This window comes from Spirosoma profusum (genome assembly GCF_014699005.1).
Taxonomy (GTDB): domain Bacteria; phylum Bacteroidota; class Bacteroidia; order Cytophagales; family Spirosomataceae; genus Spirosoma; species Spirosoma profusum.
On sequence record NZ_JACWZY010000010.1, the window covers coordinates 53,677 to 70,936 of the forward strand.

Annotated in this window: 10 protein-coding genes; 9 read left to right on the plus strand and 1 reads right to left on the minus strand. The window is 49.2% G+C overall.

What is annotated here, in order from left to right; all coding sequences use genetic code 11:
* Nucleotides 1-37: 37 nt before the first annotated feature.
* From IC229_RS13805 to IC229_RS13815, 3 genes are all read left to right on the plus strand, one after another.
* Complete coding sequence (locus IC229_RS13805) at nucleotides 38-1,369, plus strand: TolC family protein (RefSeq protein ID WP_190887577.1); 1,332 nt, start codon at nucleotides 38-40, stop codon at nucleotides 1,367-1,369.
* A 45-nt stretch (nucleotides 1,370-1,414) separates the two neighbouring features.
* A complete protein-coding gene (locus IC229_RS13810) occupies nucleotides 1,415-2,470 on the plus strand; it encodes an efflux RND transporter periplasmic adaptor subunit (protein WP_190887578.1) in 1,056 nt (351 codons plus the stop codon).
* Nucleotides 2,471-2,558: 88 nt separating this feature from the next.
* Complete coding sequence (locus IC229_RS13815; protein ID WP_190887579.1) at nucleotides 2,559-5,690, plus strand: efflux RND transporter permease subunit; 3,132 nt, start codon at nucleotides 2,559-2,561, stop codon at nucleotides 5,688-5,690.
* Nucleotides 5,691-5,866: 176 nt separating this feature from the next.
* On the opposite strand, the gene IC229_RS13820 is transcribed toward IC229_RS13815, so the two are convergent.
* Complete coding sequence (locus IC229_RS13820; protein WP_190887580.1) at nucleotides 5,867-6,703, minus strand: 3-keto-disaccharide hydrolase; 837 nt, start codon at nucleotides 6,701-6,703, stop codon at nucleotides 5,867-5,869.
* Between the two features lie 303 nt (nucleotides 6,704-7,006).
* Here IC229_RS13820 and IC229_RS13825 point away from each other — a divergent pair, with 303 nt between their 5' ends.
* From IC229_RS13825 to dgoD, 6 genes are all read left to right on the plus strand, one after another.
* The gene (locus IC229_RS13825; RefSeq protein WP_190887581.1) at nucleotides 7,007-8,044 is read left to right on the plus strand and encodes a LacI family DNA-binding transcriptional regulator; all 1,038 of its coding nucleotides are present in this window, start codon (nucleotides 7,007-7,009) and stop codon (nucleotides 8,042-8,044) included.
* Between the two features lie 71 nt (nucleotides 8,045-8,115).
* Entirely contained in the window at nucleotides 8,116-9,360 is a 1,245-nt protein-coding gene (locus IC229_RS13830) for a mandelate racemase/muconate lactonizing enzyme family protein (RefSeq protein ID WP_190887582.1), read from the plus strand.
* Nucleotides 9,361-9,518: 158 nt separating this feature from the next.
* Nucleotides 9,519-12,653 (plus strand): SusC/RagA family TonB-linked outer membrane protein, encoded by a 3,135-nt coding sequence (locus IC229_RS13835; RefSeq protein WP_190887583.1) that lies wholly within the window; start codon nucleotides 9,519-9,521, stop codon nucleotides 12,651-12,653.
* A 105-nt stretch (nucleotides 12,654-12,758) separates the two neighbouring features.
* Complete coding sequence (locus IC229_RS13840; RefSeq protein WP_190887584.1) at nucleotides 12,759-14,294, plus strand: SusD/RagB family nutrient-binding outer membrane lipoprotein; 1,536 nt, start codon at nucleotides 12,759-12,761, stop codon at nucleotides 14,292-14,294.
* Nucleotides 14,295-14,410: 116 nt separating this feature from the next.
* On the plus strand, nucleotides 14,411-15,766 hold the full coding sequence (locus IC229_RS13845) for an enolase C-terminal domain-like protein (RefSeq protein WP_190887585.1): 1,356 nt from the start codon (nucleotides 14,411-14,413) through the stop codon (nucleotides 15,764-15,766).
* Nucleotides 15,767-15,888: 122 nt separating this feature from the next.
* Nucleotides 15,889-17,136: a galactonate dehydratase gene (dgoD, locus tag IC229_RS13850; protein WP_190887586.1), complete on the plus strand. Its 1,248-nt coding sequence runs from the start codon at nucleotides 15,889-15,891 to the stop codon at nucleotides 17,134-17,136.
* The last annotated feature ends 124 nt before the right edge of the window (nucleotides 17,137-17,260 follow it).

The window sequence follows — 17,260 nt, forward strand, 5'->3', positions numbered from 1 at the left end:
ATATATCTACAGTAGACACATCAACTTTATTTCACTTATGAAACATAAAATTGCACTGGGTTTATTTTTGATACTGGCTCAAAGCAGCTGGGCCCAGTCGACAAACGGCTTTCGATTAAAGGATTGCATCGATTACGGCCTCCAGCATTTTGGAACGGTACGTATCGCGCAGTATCAGGTTCAAAATGCGAACGAGCAGGCTCGTCAGGCTTTGGGACAGTACCTGCCCCAGGTTTCGGGAACGGGAACCGCGACCGATAATTTAAAGCTTCAACAGAGCATTATTCCGGCTGGGTTGTTCAGTCCAGAACCACGGGTACTGATTATCGGGCAGAAATATCAGATAAACGTAGCAGCACAGGCTAGTCAAACCATTTATGACCGGTCGCTGCTGCTGGGGCTTAAAGCGGCTAAACCGAATCAGCAACTCGCGGAACTGAATACCCGCCAGACCCGCGAAGATATTATTTACAATATCGCCAGCAATTATTACCAGGTTTTCATTACCCAACAGCAAATTGCTCTCCTACGCGACAACCTTCAGCGGACGCAGCAGGTACTGAATATCCTGAAGTTGCAGCGGGACAATGGCGTCATTCAACCGGTCGATTATACCCGTACGGAAGTCAATTACAACAGTACACAGTCACAACTCACGTTGGCCGAGAATGACTATAATCTGGCGCTGAACCGACTCAAATATCAGATGGGTTTGTCGCAGGAAGAAAATCTGGTTTTATCGGATTCCGCACTGGTCAAGCAGCTTCCTACAATTGAACAAGCTTCGTTCGATGCTCAAAATCTGGTTTCGTTCCAGCAAGCCGCTACGAATTTGGACCTACAACGCCTGCAACTGAAGCGGATTCAGGCCGGTTACCTGCCAACGGTAAGTCTCACAGCCAACTATGGAACGCTCAATCTGGGCGCTCAGGAACTGAATCAGGTGTTCGACCGATTTGCTGGTTTTGGTAGCATTGGTTTGCGTTTCAACATACCAATTTTCGATGGTCTGCAACGCGACGCGCAGATAAAACAGCAACGGCTCACCGTACTGACGCAGGAAGAACAACAGCGCCTGAACGTAGCAGCTTACCGGCTTCAGTTCAATAACGCCCAGTCGCAAATTCAGAAAGTACAAACGAACGTAGTAAACGGCGACCGAAACGTTAAGCTGGCTCAGGAGGTTTATAACATTACTACACTGCAATATAAACAGGGTGTTAAATCGCTGACCGATCTGGTCAACGCCGATACGTCGTACCGCCAATCCCAATCCGATTACATCAATTCCCTCATTAATCTGTATCAGGCCCGCCTTGATCTGGAACAATCGAAGGGAACACTACTTACATTCTATAATCAACTTTAACCGGGCCGCCGGAGCGGTCGCTAGCAGGCTATACAACTGAAAGCCATGAAAAAGACAACACTTATTATCCTTACGTCCGCTGTGGCCATCATTGCACTGATTGGCTTCCGGCTGGTGTCGAATAAAGAAAAGATTGATGCCCAGAAAAAGCCGGTCGTCAACACCAACGTAGCAATTCCGGTAACGACCATACAGGTCGAAGAAACCGCTGTGAGTCAGCAGCTTGTCAAAACGGGCAATCTGATTCCGTTCCGTGAAGCCAATATTACGGCAACTACGGCCGGCAAGGTGACGAAGGTCAATTTTAACCTGGGTACGTCGGTTCGTCAGGGTCAGACGCTGGTTGAACTGGATAATCACCTGAAAGAACTTTCGCTACAGGCTATGCAACTGAACATTGATAAGCTGAAGAAAGACGTAACGCGCTACAACACGTTGCTGGCGGGAAACGCTACCACGGAGATCCAGGTCAACGAAACGAAGTACAACTACGAAAACGCTGTTAATCAGGCCGAACAGATTCAGAAGCAGATTCAGGATGCGAACGTAAAAGCACCGATCGGCGGGCAAATAGTTCAGAAAGCCATCGAACCGGGCGTGTACATTACGGTCGGTAGTACGTTAGGCAAAGTGCTGGACGTATCACGGCTGAAAGTGAACGTACTGGTCAACGAAAGCGATGTGTATCAGCTACGTAACGGACAATCGGTACGGGTTATGGCGGACGTATTTCCAGGACGGGCGATCAATGGGCAGATTTCGTATATCGCCCCACAAGGTACCGACGAGCACAATTACCCGGTTGAAATTACCATCAACAATGGCAGTGGTCTGAAAGCCGGTACGTTCGTAAACGTCGATTTCTCGCAGAAATCGAACCAGAAAACGTTGCAGATTCCACGTATCGCGCTGGTCGAAAGTATCAAAAATCCGTATGTCTACGTAGTAGAAAACAACGTAGTACATCAACGTAAACTCTCGGTCGGCCGCGATTTTGGCGATACCATCGAAGTAATAGGCGGTTTATCGGCTGGCGACGTAGTAGTTACGACCGGCCAACTGAACCTCAGCGAAGGCAAACCTGTGCAAATCACAAAATAAAGAGTGAAAGAGCGAAAGAATGAAAGAGCGAATATCTCGCGTCAGCCATTCACTCTTTCGCTCATTCACTCTTTCACTCATTAAAGTCATGTCAATAACCGAAATAGCCATTAAACGGCCGTTACTGGTAACGACCATATTTACCGTACTGATTTTGTTCGGTGTGCTCAGCTACCAGCAATTATCGTACAACCTGTTGCCAAAATTTGAAGCCAACGTCATCAGCGTTGCCACTACGTATCGGGGCGCGTCGGCCGACGAGGTTGAAACTAACGTAACGAAACGTATCGAGGACGCACTGTCGTCGCTGGAAGGCCTCGACCGGATGACGGCAACCTCACGAGAAGGAGCCTCTATCGTGATTATTCAATTGAAAAATGGGGTCGACGTAACGCTGGCACAACAGGACGCGCAACGCAAACTCGAGCAGATTATCAACCTCTTGCCCGATGATGTTGACCGTCCGATTCTTAACAAGTTTTCGACGGATGAACTGCCGGTGCTACGTATGGGCGTAACGGCGAACCTATCGCCGACCAAACTCTATGATCTGATTGATGATGATCTGAAACCGCAGCTTTCGAACGTAGCGGGCGTTGGTCAGGTAAACGTAATTGGCGGCAGCGAACGTCAGATTCAGGTAAATGTCAACACCGAAAAACTACGTGGTTACGGCATTTCGGTTGGTCAGGTAGCGCAGGCTATCAATGCGGCTAACACTAGTTATCCGGCTGGTCAGGTAGAAACGCGGGAATCGCAGTATTCCATCCGATTTGATGCGTCGGTCGAAACGACCAATCGGTTACGTAGTCTGGTAATCGCCCGTCGGACAGACGGTAGCCAGGTACTACTGAAAGACGTAGCGGAAGTGGTCGATGCCACGGCGAAACCAACGGCCATCAACCACATCAACGCGCTGCCTTCCATTGGTGTACAGATCCAGAAACAGTCCGACGCCAACGCCGTATCGGTGAGTGAACTGGTCCGGGCACGTATCGCTACGCTAGAAAAACAGCATAGTGATGTCAAACTCAAATTCAACATTGCTGCCGATCAGTCGACCTATACGCTGGCTTCGGCACACGCGGTTGTTGACGATTTGTTTCTGGCCGTACTGATTGTGTCGGTGGTGATGCTGCTGTTTTTGCACAGCTTCCGCTCATCGCTGTTCGTGCTGGTGGCGCTGCCATCGTCTATGATTCCAACGTTTGTCTTGATGTACGTATCGGGTTTCTCGCTGAACCTGATGACGTTGATGGCGCTTTCCTTAGTAGTTGGGATTCTGGTCGATGACTCGATTGTGGTATTGGAAAACATCAACCGCCACCTCGAAATGGGGAAAGATCGCGTCAAGGCTTCGCTGGATGGACGTAGTGAAATTGGCTTTACGGCGCTGGCCATTACGTTGGTCGACGTAGTGGTATTCGTACCGCTTGCCATGACCGGCGGCCTGATTGGGAACATCCTGCGCGAATTCTCGCTGGTGGTTGTGTTCTCTACGTTAATGAGTCTGGTTGTATCCTTTACGCTGACGCCTTTGCTGGTATCTCGCTTCGGCAAGCAGGAACCGCTGAATCCCAACTCGTTATGGGGCCGGCTGAATCTGGGTTTCGAGCGGATACTGGATCGTATTACAGCGGCTTACGGCCAAATTCTGGAAAGTGTACTGGGGCATAAACGCTGGATTTTCCTGGCTGTACTTGCTTTATTGATCGGCTCGATTGCTTTAGTACCGACCGGATTTATCGGTGCGGCTTTCATGCCGCAAAGCGATCAGGGCGAGATGAGTGTGCAATTGGAACTGGCTCCTACGGCATCTATTTACCAGTCTAATGCTGTTTCGCAACGGGCTGAGCAGATCATCATGAAACACCCGGAAGTAGCGAACGTGTTCACCAACGTTGGCTACACCAGCAGTGGTATCGCTACGTCGTCGAACAGCAACATTGTTGATTTGAACGTAAAGCTGGTTGATAAGAAGGAACGTAGCGTTTCGACAGAAGATTTTGGTCAGCTCCTGAAACGCGACGTGGGTCAGATTCCAGGCGTGAAAGTAACGGTTAGTCCGGTTGGGATTGTGGGTGCCTCGCAGGCTCCGATCCAGATTGCCGTAAAAGGGACCAATATGACGACCATTCGTCAGGCGGCTAATCAGATTAAAGATGTCGTTACGTCGGTTCCGGGCACGCAGGACGTTAAGTTTTCGGTAAAGGATCCGAAACCCGAAGTCACCGTGAGCCTTGACCGCGAAAAAATGGCGCAGTTGGGCATCAGTGCATCTGACGTAGGGATTGCGTTACAGAATGCCTTTCGGGGAAATGATTTGTCGAAGTTCAAACAGAACGGTAACGAATACGATATTCTGGTAAGCCTTGACCAATTCGACCGCACAAACCCGCAGGATGTCAGCAGGTTAACGTTCGTTAACAATCAGGGTCAAACGTTCGAACTGTCGCAGTTTGCCAAAGTTCAGGAACAAACCGGCGAAAGTGTGCTGGAACGTATCGACCGTCTTTCGTCAATTACGATTAACTCGCAGGTTATTGGTCGCCCGGTCGGTACGGTTGGTGGTGATATTCAGGCGAAAGTGGCGCAACTTAAACTGCCGGAAGGCATTTCAGTTCAGTATTTAGGCCAGTTGCAACAGCAATCCGATGCCTTCGGGAGTCTGGGTCTGGCACTGGGTATCGCTATTCTGCTGGTGTATTTCATCATGGTGGCGCTCTACGAAAGTGTCGTTTACCCATTCGTGGTACTATTCTCGATTCCAGTAGCCTTGATTGGTGCCTTGCTGGCGCTGGCGCTGACGATGCAAAGCCTGACGGTATTCTCGATTGTGGGTATGATTATGCTATTGGGTCTGGTAGCTAAAAACGCCATCCTGATTGTCGACTTCGCCAATCAGCTCAAAGCCGAAGGTCACGACGTTGTTCACGCCCTGATCGAAGCTGGTAAAGAACGGTTACGCCCCATTCTGATGACAACGCTGGCGATGGTGTTCGGGATGTTGCCGCTTGCGTTAGCCAGCGGTTCCGGTGCCGAAACCAAAAACGGCATGGCCTGGGTTATCATTGGCGGGTTGACCTCCTCCCTCCTCCTGACGCTTTTGGTTGTACCTTCTGTGTATCTGGTCATTGACCGAATCATGGCTCGGTTCACCAAGAAACCAGTAACGCCGAAGAAGCCACAGGAGTTGGAAGTCGCCAAAGCGATTAGCTAACGAAACACGAATTATAGGTAGTTCATTTTTGTCATCCTGACGCAGGAAGGATCTCAAGGTTTCCCAGCACTCTATTGAGGAAACTTTAAGATCCTTCCTGCGTCAGGATGACAAAAAACTTGCAACAAAACTCTATTAATCAATTATTTACCCAATCGACTATTCATTACGCAAAACTAACGTAGCAATTCCGCAGGTAGCTTCGTGATTTTCTCAACCTGAAGATTCCGATAAAATACCTCGGCCCCTTCCGACTGAATCTGAATTTTACCTTTAGTAAGTGGCTCAACCTGCCCATTTACCAAGTGGCGCGTGTTCGTTAACACCATATTCACCTTGCCGTTAATAACGTGCAGAGCCGTTCCTCCAAAACAATATAAATCTATGGTATTCCACTCGCCCGACGTTTTTTCATTGTCCAACCCCTTCAGGCATGTGCGGCCATTCGTTGTTTTGTCCTGGAACGTAACAGGTGTACCGCCAGCCTGATAAACGTATTTCCCTTTTTCATTCTGTCGAGCGGGTATATCGGCTACTACGTCCATAACACCCCAATAGTCTCCAGTGTCGCCTTCCTGAATCTGAAATTCAAACGATTCCATCCAGAGCATTTTCGTACCGTTAGGTCCAACACAATGGTACAATAAACCGCTGTCACGAGGTTGATCAAGTTTAGGAGCCCATTTCTGTTTTCCCCATTTGAATTCCAGCCGCAGGTGGTAATTTTCAAATTCGGCCAACGTATTGATGCCGCCAAAAGTCTCCCCGGAAATCCGAAGGGCAGGCTTTCCATCTTCCGTAACGACCGAAAAAACCTGATTTGGATCTTTGTTCAAACCGATGGGAGGCAGCTGTTTATTTTTCTGGTCAGGTCGGTCGAGGTACGTTTCCCAACCAGTCAGGTCTTTCCCGTTAAAAAGCGACTGCCATTTATCGTCTTTGGGCACCAACGGTTCAACAACATAGGCCTGCGAAAACAGTCCGAAGCAACTAATTAAAAGAAGTAGTTTCATAAACTTTTCGGGTGATTACTACGCACTACGTACCTGTCTGTTACGTAGTATCAGGCAGGTATCGTTCAAATAGGTAAAGATTTTGCCTCTACTTTAATACCCGGAAAGCCTTTAGTCAGCCCCTTCTACTAGTACTAAATTCCTGTTAGCAACTAACTGTACTGTACTCTTTTAATTAAAAAAAATAAAAAAATCGTACAACTATTGTTTTATTTAAACGATTAAGCTTACATTTGAACCATCACTTCTTCGACCGCACCAAATCCACCATTCTTATAAGCCAATCGAGCCATCATACTACGTATGAGCCAGAAAAAAGTATCGATTAAGGATATTGCTCAGCAGGCGGGCGTTTCCACAGCGCTGGTGTCTTACGTATTGAATGGTAAAGAAAAGGAGAGTCGGGTTGGGCAGGAAATTGCCTTAAAAATCAGACAGATTGCGAGGGAGCTGAATTACCAGCCCAGCTATCTGGCCAAGAGTTTACGTAGCGGAAAAACACAGACAATCGGTCTGATCATTGCGGATATATCGAACCCTTTTTTCGCCAATATCGCTCGCATTGTTGAGGACGAAGCCAAGAAAATTGGGTACACGGTGATTATTGGAAGTTCGGACGAAACGGCTGATAAATCGCGGGATTTAATCGATGTGTTTCTGAACCGGCAGGTCGATGGATTCATCATCGTATCAGCCGAAGCTTCTGATGAACAGATTTATTACCTGAAGGATAAGAACGTATCATTTGTCTTGCTGGACCGCCATTTTCCGGAAATACCAACCGATTTTGTTTCACTCAATAATTATAAAGCCGCCCTCGACGCTGGTTTACATCTGCTCGAAAATGGCTATAAACACATTGGATTAATTGCCTATAAATCAGGCCTGTTCCACATGAAGGAACGGATTCGCGGCTATCGGAAAGCGTTGGAACAGCATAACGTTACGTTTCGCCCCGAATGGCTAATTGAAGTAGGGTTTGATACGATTGAACAGGAAGTGAAAGCGGGTATTAATGCGATGCTGGCTTCCGATGCTCCGATTGATGCGCTGATTTTCGCTACGTATCGATTGGCCATCAGCGGACTGAAATACATAAACGAATTAGGTTTGAAAGTGCCTGATGATCTGGCCATTGTCAGTTTCGGGCAGGCCGAGGCCTTTGATTTATACTATTGCCCGATAACGTATCTGCAACAGCCTATGGACGATTTAGGAAAAATGGCGGTAAGTGTGCTGGCAAACAAACTAAAGCACCCGCAGGAACCACAAAAGCAGGTTTTGATGGAGGCACAGTTGATTGCCCGCGATTCGTCGCGGAGAAAAGTACCGAAATCGTAGCAAGTCATTATTTAGCTTGTTGCTTAATCGTTTAAACAACCCTTTTTCTGCTTTAAATTTTCGACAACCACATGCAACGGAGAAATTTTCTAAAGTCAGCTATGCTTGGCTCAACAGCAGTGTTGGCGGGTGTACCTTTTTTTGATACGCAAGCGGCTATTCCTAAACTTAAGATTACAAAAATTCGGTATTACGCAGCTCCGGGATATAATAAACCCCTCTTCAATCAGGCCAGAGGCATTGTCGAGATCGAAACTGACGGTGGTATTATCGGCATCGGCGAGGGCGGCTCCAAGGATATGGTTGAGCAACTGGCTCAGATGATGATTGGCGAAAATCCGTTCCGCATCGAACACATCTGGCAGAATCTTTACCGGGGCATGTTTTATCCGCCAGGCCGCGAAAAATTACACGCTCAGGGCGCACTCGACATGGCCCTGTGGGATCTTAAAGGCAAAGCGCTTGGCGTGCCCGTTTACGAACTGCTGGGTGGTGCTACCCGCGACTACGTCGAATGTTACGCCACCGGTTTCCGTGCTTCCAAAGCCAAAACCGAAGAAGAACGTGCCCGCGACTGCATCGAAGCGGGCTTGCGGTCGTACCGGATTGGGCCAACCGGCGGTAATGGGACCGATCCGTTCGATTTTTATGACAACGCGAAGAAAACCATTGAGTTCTGCAAACGTATCGACGCAGCGGTTGGCGGAGGTGGCAAATGGGCCATCGACCTGCACACCCGCTTTGATACCACCGAAGGCGTCAAAATCTGCAAGGCGCTCGAAAATCTGGAGCCGTACTTCGTCGAAGACATCGTTCGTTCCGAAAACCCGGACGTTTATAAAACGGTACGTCAGATGACCAACGTACCGATTGCCGTCGGCGAGCAATTCGGCGACCGCTGGGATAGTAATACGTTCATCGAGCAGCATCTGATTGATTACACGCGCTTTACGTTGCCCAATACGGGCGGAATCTCGGAATTCAAAAAGCTGGCATCCATGTGCGAAACGCACTACGTCGGTATGATTCCGCACTTCACTGGTCCACTCGCGACTGCTACATTGGTGCATGTGCTGGGTTCCAGCAGTCCCATGCGCTGCCTGATGGAACTGGGCGGTGGCGAACCCGAACGCCCGGCCTACTTCAACGAGGATTTTGTCAACTTCAAAAACGGCAAGCTATACCTCAATCCAGAACCAGGTTTAGGCGTGAAGTTCGACCCGAAGAAAGCTACGTTTCTCTTCGAAGTAAAAGAAAATACGAAGTTCCCGCACCCAATTCTGAAAGCGCCCGACGGGTCAATTCACAATTGGTAGATCATTGCTTGATAAAAGAGAAAAGGCGTGGTTAGAAAATGTTGTAAACAAACAAAAGCTATTCCTATCCCTTAATCGTTTCTACCGCCTTTCTCTTTTATCAAATCTGTTGCCGCTTTTTCTAGTGCCCATTTAATAACTCTTACAATTCCTAAATCATGAAAAAACATCTAATGCTGCTCGTGTTATTGCTGTTGCTGGGCCATGGTTATGGCTTCGCGCAGAATAACCGGGTAACCGGTAAGGTAACCGGTGCTAACGACCAGGGATTACCCGGCGTAAACGTAGTAGTTGGCGGTACGTCGACCGGAACCACCACCGATGCCGATGGAAATTATGCCATCAATGCACCGGCCAACGCGTCGCTGATTTTCTCGTACATCAGCTACATCAGCCAGACCATTCAGGTCAACAATCGCTCAGTGCTTAATGTAAAGTTGATCGAAGATGCCAAAGCCATTGATGAGGTGGTCGTTACCGCACTCGGTATCAAACGGGAAGCTAAAACGCTGGGTTACGCTACGGCTACAGTCAACTCGGAACAGATTACAGTAAACCGCACCAACAACTTTGTGAGTGGTTTACAGGGAAAAATGGCTGGAGTAAACATCACGACGATGGGTTCCGGTCCTGCCGGAACGGCGAAGATTCGGATTCGCGGTCAGTCGTCGTTTAGTGGTCAGAACAACCCGCTGATTGTTGTGAACGGCGTTCCTATCGACAATTCCAACTATTCGCTTGGGGGTGATTATGGTACCCGCGCCATGAACAATTCCGACGGTGGCGATGGGTTAAGCAGTATCAACCCCGACGATATCGAAACCATGACCGTATTGAAAGGTGGTACGGCAGCAGCCCTCTACGGTTCACGCGCGAAAGACGGCGTTGTGATGATTACCACCAAAAGCCGGGGCGCGGGCAAAGGATTTGGTGTTACGTACAACACAAACTTCACCACCGAAACGGCCCTGGATTTCACTGATTTCCAATATGAATACGGACAGGGCGAGGGCGGTTTGCGTCCTACTTCGCGTGACCCGACTTCGGGTGTTTGGAGCTTTGGTGAGAAATTTCAGCCGGGCATGACTCAAGTGCTTTTCGACAACGAAACCTGGCCGTATGAGCCGGTTCGCAACCGCGTGAAGCAATTCTATCGTACTGGAACCAACTTCACCAATACCGTAACGGTGTCCAACAACGGGCAGAACGGCGGTTTCAGTCTTTCGTTCAGCAATACCGACAATAAGGGTATCATGGACAACAACACCTTCAATCGGAAGGTGATCAACCTGGGTTTTTCGCAGAATATCAATAGCCGGCTGACGGCTTCGGGAAACATCAACTACTCGAAGGAAAATAACGTCAACCCGCCCCAGTTGAATGCGCAGGATTTCTCGGTATCGACAGTGATTTTCACGCTGGCGAACTCCATGCCATTCCAGGCGCTACGTGATAACCAGGTCCAGCCCAACGGCGATGAGTTTGTGTTCTCGCGCTTCCTGGTACGTAACAATCCGTACTATTCGATGAATTATCACTTCGAAAACATCCTGCGCGACCGGATTTTCGGAAACCTTGCTCTTCGCTACCAACTGACCGACTGGCTGTACATTCAGGGACGTATCGCGCAGGATTACTACATTCGGAATCAGGATTATAACATCCCGAATGGCTATGCGCCCATCGCTAAAGCGCCAACCGGCTACGTAAATGGTTCGTACACGCAGGACGTACGTCAGAATACCGAACGCAACCTCGACTTCATTCTGGGTGGAAATAAAACGTTTGGCAAGATTGGCGTCGACATAACGCTGGGTGGAAATGCCCGCTACGCCCGCAACGATTACAACAGCGTAACAGTGCAGGATTTCGTGCAACCAGGCTTATACACGGTAGCCAACGGACGGGTTAAAAACCCAATCTATGCGTTGTCGGAGAAAAAAATCAACTCACTGTTCGGTTCTGCTACGTTGTCGTACAACGATTACCTGTTCCTGACCGCAACGGCACGTAACGACTGGTTCTCAACGCTGGCCGAAACGAACCGGAGCATTCTGTACCCATCCGTTACGGGTAGTTTCGTGTTCTCACAAGCCTTCCCCAAACTGCCGGAATGGATCTCCTTCGGTAAAATTCGTGCGGCCTACGCGCAAGTCGGTTCTGACAACGTAGCGCCTTATTCGAACGCGCTTTACTATCAGGTCGACAACAACTCGTTCCCGAATCCAGCAGGGCAACTCGTGCCGGTCGGTGGTATCAACGCATCGACAGTTCCGAACAAAAATCTGCGTCCGCTACGTATCCAGGAAGCCGAAGTTGGTCTGGAACTGAAACTGTTCAATAACAAAGTTGGCGTAGATTTTACGTATTACCACAAAACCACCAACGACCAGATTCTGGCGGCTCAGGTTTCGGATGCTTCGTCGTATACCAACAAATTGATTAACGTAGGACGTAGCATGAACCAGGGACTTGAAATCGCTCTGAATTTCTCGCCAGTTGTTACAAACAACTTCCGATGGGATTTCAATGCCAACGTATCGTACAATACCTCGAAAGTGCTGCAACTGGGTCTGTCTCCGAACGATACGGTAATTACAGTTAGTGGTGGCAGCGGCCGGGTATTGAATCAGGTGGTAGGCAAACCTATTGGCCAACTCTATACGTTCATGTATCTACGTGATGCTCAGGGCCGTAAAGTATACGACGCGAACAGCGGCATGCCACTACGTAACAATACGTTGGTAAACGTTGGCAACGCGCTGCCTACCTACTTTGGAGGGATTACCAATACGTTCACGTTCAAAGGCATTTCGATATCGGCGTTGATCGACTTCAAACTGGGTCACAAACTGATTTCCGGCCGTAACATCAACTACCTGCGCCACGGGCTCTCGAAACGGACGTTACCGGGTCGCGATGTGGGTTATGTAATTGGCGACGGCGTGAATCCAAACGGCGAAATCAACAAAACGCGTGCTGCCGTTCAGCCTTTCTACGAATCGCTCAACCCGCTGGGTATCCACGAAGATTTCGTGAACAACGCTGGTTTCTGGAAACTGCGCCAGATCACGATTGGCTACGATTTCACCAAACTGCTGCCTGAGAGTCTGTTTATCAAGGGTATCAAACTGAGCGCTGTAGCCAACAACGTACTGGTTATCAAGAAGTGGACCGAAAACATGGACCCAGAAGAAGCGATGGTGTCGTCGGATAACTCAGTTGGTCTTGATTTCTGGCCTGGTCTTCCCCCAACGCGTACGATGGGCTTCAACCTTAATGTTCGATTCTAAATAAGTTTTCTGTTTACAGTATACAGTTTTCTGTTACGCGTAGCGGTCCTGCTTTAGCCACAGAAAACTGTAAACGGAAAACAGTAAACTCAAAATAACAAACTCATGAAAAAACATCTCAAATATATCCTCACGCTAACGCTCTCACTGGGTTTGCTGACGAGTTGCGATAAGGGATTTACGGAGGTCAATACCAACAAGGTTGACCCTACGTCGCTGGCAGCGTCGATGGTACTAAATAAGGCCATCATCAATACCAGTTACCTCGACGGATTTGGTACGTTGGGCATGCTGACTTACAACTTTGGTATTGTGCAACAGATTATTACGCCGTATGGTAGCTCGCTTTCTGGGGCTAACTATGATCAGGTGAATAACAGTAATACGCCGTTAGTCTGGCAGAATTTCTACCGGAACGTAGTGAAACAGCTCGTGTCGGTAATAGACCAAACCAAATCCGATCCGCTGCAAATCAATACGTATCAGGGTGCCCGCATCTGGCGCGCTTACGTGTTCATGATTCTGACCGATACGTATGGTGATGTTCCCTATTCAGAAGCGGGACAGGGGTATACGACTGAAATCATTACGCCTAAATACGACGCGCAACAGGACATCTATAAGGATCTGCTGAAGGAACTGGACGAGGCTTCGGCCGCGCTGACCACCGCTCAACCCGCCGTTGTAACAGACATTCTGTACGGGGGCGACGTAGCGAAATGGAAAAAACTGGGTTACTCGCTCATGCTACGTGCCGCCATGCGTCTGACCAAAGTAGACCCGGCAATGGCTGAATCCTACGTGAAGAAAGCTGTAGCTGGTGGCGTACTCCAATCTAATGCCGACAACTCGACACTTCGTCATACGTCTCTGTATAACAACTACGTTGCCAATCACTTACAAGCTCGCGAGAAAACCAATTTCTACCTGGCCGCTCCCTTCGTCGATTACCTGAAAGCCAACAACGATCCTCGTCTGCCCATTTTCGCAGTACGTTACGTGGGTGCCAAAGGTGGTCAGGAACAGGTTGTAGGACGGGCGTCATCGGACCCGGCGGTTCAGATTGGGATGCCGATGGGCTATAACGACGTATCGATTTCTACTACGTTTGCGGCCAACAAAGTTGTGAGTTTGTGGGATTATACGCAGGTCAACCTCAATACGGTTTTGAAACTGGATTCGCCTGAGTTCCACGTTACGTATGCGCAAACCTTGCTCCTGCTGGCCGAAGCAGCCACCAGAGGTTGGGTAACGGGCACAGCGGCTGACTATTACACAAGAGGTATACGGGCGAATCTGGAGCAAATGGCTTCCTACGGTACAACCATCCCTGAAGCCACTATCAAAGCGTATCTGGATGCGCATCCGTACAATGCAGCCAATGGGCTTGACTTGATCAATACGCAATACTGGGTCGCCAGTTTCCTGGATGGCAACGAAGCGTGGGCCAATTTCCGACGTAGCGGTTTCCCCGCCCTGAAGAAAAATCCATATCCGGGTTCCGAGGTCAAAGGCGACTTTATTCGTCGACTGCCTTACCCTGATAGTGAGATCATTGTCAACTCTGGCAAAATGAATGAAGCCATTACCCGCCAGGGCCCAAACACGCTCGATACACGTATCTGGTGGGATAAGAAGTAGATTTTTCGATGACAGGATTTACAAGAAGGTAGCGTCTTCGTCTGCATGACAAAATCGCTCTTGTAAATTCTGTCAAAATTGTCATTTAAATCACTCAACTCATTACCGTTTCTTTTATGAATAAACTTGATCAGAGCCGTCGCGAAACATTGAAAATGCTTGGTTTTGGCTCGTCTGCCGGAGTCCTTGGCCTCTTCGGTGGGCCCTCTACCGCCGAAGCCCGTGAACAACAGGGGACTCCACGCTACGCCGTTGGTTTGGCTCCCGTTAAAATCAAGAGCGTGAAGGCCATTGCTACGGCTCCGCAAGGCTCTAACCTGATTGTTGTGAAAGTAGAAACCACCGAGCCGGGTCTCTACGGGCTGGGTTGCGCTACGTTCACCCAACGCGCTGCGGCTGTTGTGGTAGCGATCAATACGTATCTGAATGAGTTCTGTGTTGGCAAAGACGTCGACCAGATCGAAGACATGTGGCAGGGTGCCTATGTGAGTTCCTACTGGCGGAATGGCCCTGTACTAAATAATGCGCTCAGTGGACTGGATCAGGCCCTGTGGGACATCAAAGGTAAACGAGCTAACATGCCTGTCTACCAACTACTTGGCGGCAAAGTGCGTTTTGCCATTCCCTGCTACACACACGCAGGCGGCAACACGCCCGAAGCCGCTGCCGATAGCGTGAAGAAATTCATGGCTGAAGGTTTCAAATACATCCGCATTCAACAGGGTGGCTACGGAGCCGTAGGTGCTACTGCTGATCAGCCTGATTTTAAAGTGGCCAATTTTGGTGGTCCAACCGACAACTACATGAACGAGCGGTTGTACCTGAAATCGGTGCCGAAAATGTTCGAGGTGGTTCGGAAAGAGTGTGGCGATGAAATTGAACTCCTGCACGACATCCACGAGCGGGTGCAGCCGATTGATGCGATCAACATGATTAAAAAGGTGGAAGAATACCGGCCTTTCTTCATCGAAGACCCCTTCTCGCCCGAAAACATGAAGTGGTTCGCGCAATTACGTCAGGCAACATCAGTGCCGATTGCGATGGGCGAGTTGTTCAATAACATCAACGAGTTTAAGGAGCCGATGGTGAACCAGTGGTTCGATTTTATCCGGATTCACGTATCGCAGATTGGTGGTATTACACCGGCTATGAAAGTGGCTCGTTTGGGCGAGTGGTTCAACATACGCACCGCCTGGCACGGCCCCGGCGACGTATCACCGGTGGGTCACGCAGCACACGCCCACATCGACCTCGCCGTCTGGAATTTTGGTATCCAGGAAGCGGTCCAGTTTTCGGACAAGATGAAGGAAGTATTTAGCGGTTGCCCAACTATGAACAAGGGTTATATGTCGGTGAATGAGGTGCCTGGTCTTGGTGTGGATATTAACGAGAAAGAAGCGGCCAAATATCCAATCGGCACGAAATCGAACTGGCAGGTACGGAAAATGGACGGCACACTGATTCGTCCATAAGCATCCCTGTAGCGTTAGGATAGACTCATACTAGCTCTGTCCTAACGTTACATCATTCTCCCTGTATTTTTTTATCCGAGAGCTTAAACGATTAAACGACCCAAATCTTCCAATAAACTTTTATGAAAAACTCGTCTAAGTCGTCTGGCGTCTCCCGGCGTTCGGCCATACAGTCCGTTCTTGGGGTGGCTGGCCTGAGCACGATGGTTCTGCCCGAAACATCCTACGCCAGTAATCCGGCACCCTTCCAGGATTACAGCAAGGTGAAGATCACCAAACTGGAAACTTTTCTGGTAAAACCCCGCTGGATTTTTCTAAAAATTCATACTGACGTTGGGGTTCACGGTCTGGGTGAGCCACTACTCGAGGGCCGCGCGCTGACTATCCAGACGGCCATCAAAGAGCTCGAACCATATCTGATCGGGAAAGATCCGCGACGGGTGGTACATCACTGGCAGGCCATTTATCGCCACGCGTTTTACCGAGGAGGGCCCATTCTGACGAGCGCCTTAAGCGGCATCGACCATGCGTTGTGGGACATTAAAGGCAAACTCCTGAACGTACCGGTTTACGAACTGTTCGGCGGCCCCACCCGCGACCGGGTGCGCGTTTACGGACGAGCCAGTAATGCCGAAGACATGAAAAAACGGAAAGCGGAAGGATACACGGTCATCAAGACGGGCGTGGCGAAAAAAAATCCGTCTGATTTTGTTGAGAACCCCAAATTTATCAAATACGCCATCGACAATTTCGCGTCGCTACGTGAAGCTGGTGGCGATGACATGGATATTGCTATCGACTTCCACGGAGCCATTCCCCCACAAACGTCCAAGCTGCTGATCAAGGAGTTAGAGCCTTATAAACCGATGTTTGTGGAGGAACCTGTTCAGGCACAGAACGTAGATATTCTGGCTGACATTGCGCGTGGAACGCATCTGCCCATTGCTGCCGGCGAACGGATTTTTACGAAATGGGGATTCCGTGAACTGCTGGAAAAACGGGCTGTCAGCATCGTCCAACCCGATCTCTGCCACGCTGGAGGTATCACTGAGGGACGTATCATTGCAGGCATGGCCGAAGCGTACTACGTTCCGGTAGCTCCTCACAATCCAATGGGTCCTATCTCATTAGCAGCAGGGCTTCATCTGGCGGCCAGTATACCCAATTTTCTGGTGCAGGAGCAGGTTACGCTGGGTGATGGCTACATCAAGAATCCCTTCAAACTGCAAAAAGACGGCACCGTGATGATTCCGCAAGGCCCAGGCTTGGGCATCGAACTTGACGAGGCTCTAATGAAAGACAAAATCGGTCACGACTGGAAAAACCCAGAATCTTATAATGCCCTCGACGGCTCCGTAGTCGACTGGTAGTCAGAACCGGGATTTAGCAGATTTAAGGATTCTCTGGATTTTGCTTTCCAACGAAAACGCTTCTTCGAAGCGAAAAACAAAATCCAGAAAATCCTTAAATCTGCTAAATCCTGGTTCAAAATAC

Coding starts and splice junctions, on each gene's coding strand:
- IC229_RS13825 (WP_190887581.1), top strand. CDS start 7,007: ATGAGCCAGAAAAAAGTATCGATTAAGGATATTGCTCAGCAGGCGGGC.
- IC229_RS13845 (WP_190887585.1), top strand. CDS start 14,411: ATGAATAAACTTGATCAGAGCCGTCGCGAAACATTGAAAATGCTTGGT.
- IC229_RS13805 (WP_190887577.1), top strand. CDS start 38: ATGAAACATAAAATTGCACTGGGTTTATTTTTGATACTGGCTCAAAGC.
- IC229_RS13810 (WP_190887578.1), top strand. CDS start 1,415: ATGAAAAAGACAACACTTATTATCCTTACGTCCGCTGTGGCCATCATT.
- IC229_RS13830 (WP_190887582.1), top strand. CDS start 8,116: ATGCAACGGAGAAATTTTCTAAAGTCAGCTATGCTTGGCTCAACAGCA.
- IC229_RS13820 (WP_190887580.1), bottom strand. CDS start 6,703: ATGAAACTACTTCTTTTAATTAGTTGCTTCGGACTGTTTTCGCAGGCC.
- dgoD (WP_190887586.1), top strand. CDS start 15,889: ATGAAAAACTCGTCTAAGTCGTCTGGCGTCTCCCGGCGTTCGGCCATA.
- IC229_RS13835 (WP_190887583.1), top strand. CDS start 9,519: ATGAAAAAACATCTAATGCTGCTCGTGTTATTGCTGTTGCTGGGCCAT.
- IC229_RS13815 (WP_190887579.1), top strand. CDS start 2,559: ATGTCAATAACCGAAATAGCCATTAAACGGCCGTTACTGGTAACGACC.
- IC229_RS13840 (WP_190887584.1), top strand. CDS start 12,759: ATGAAAAAACATCTCAAATATATCCTCACGCTAACGCTCTCACTGGGT.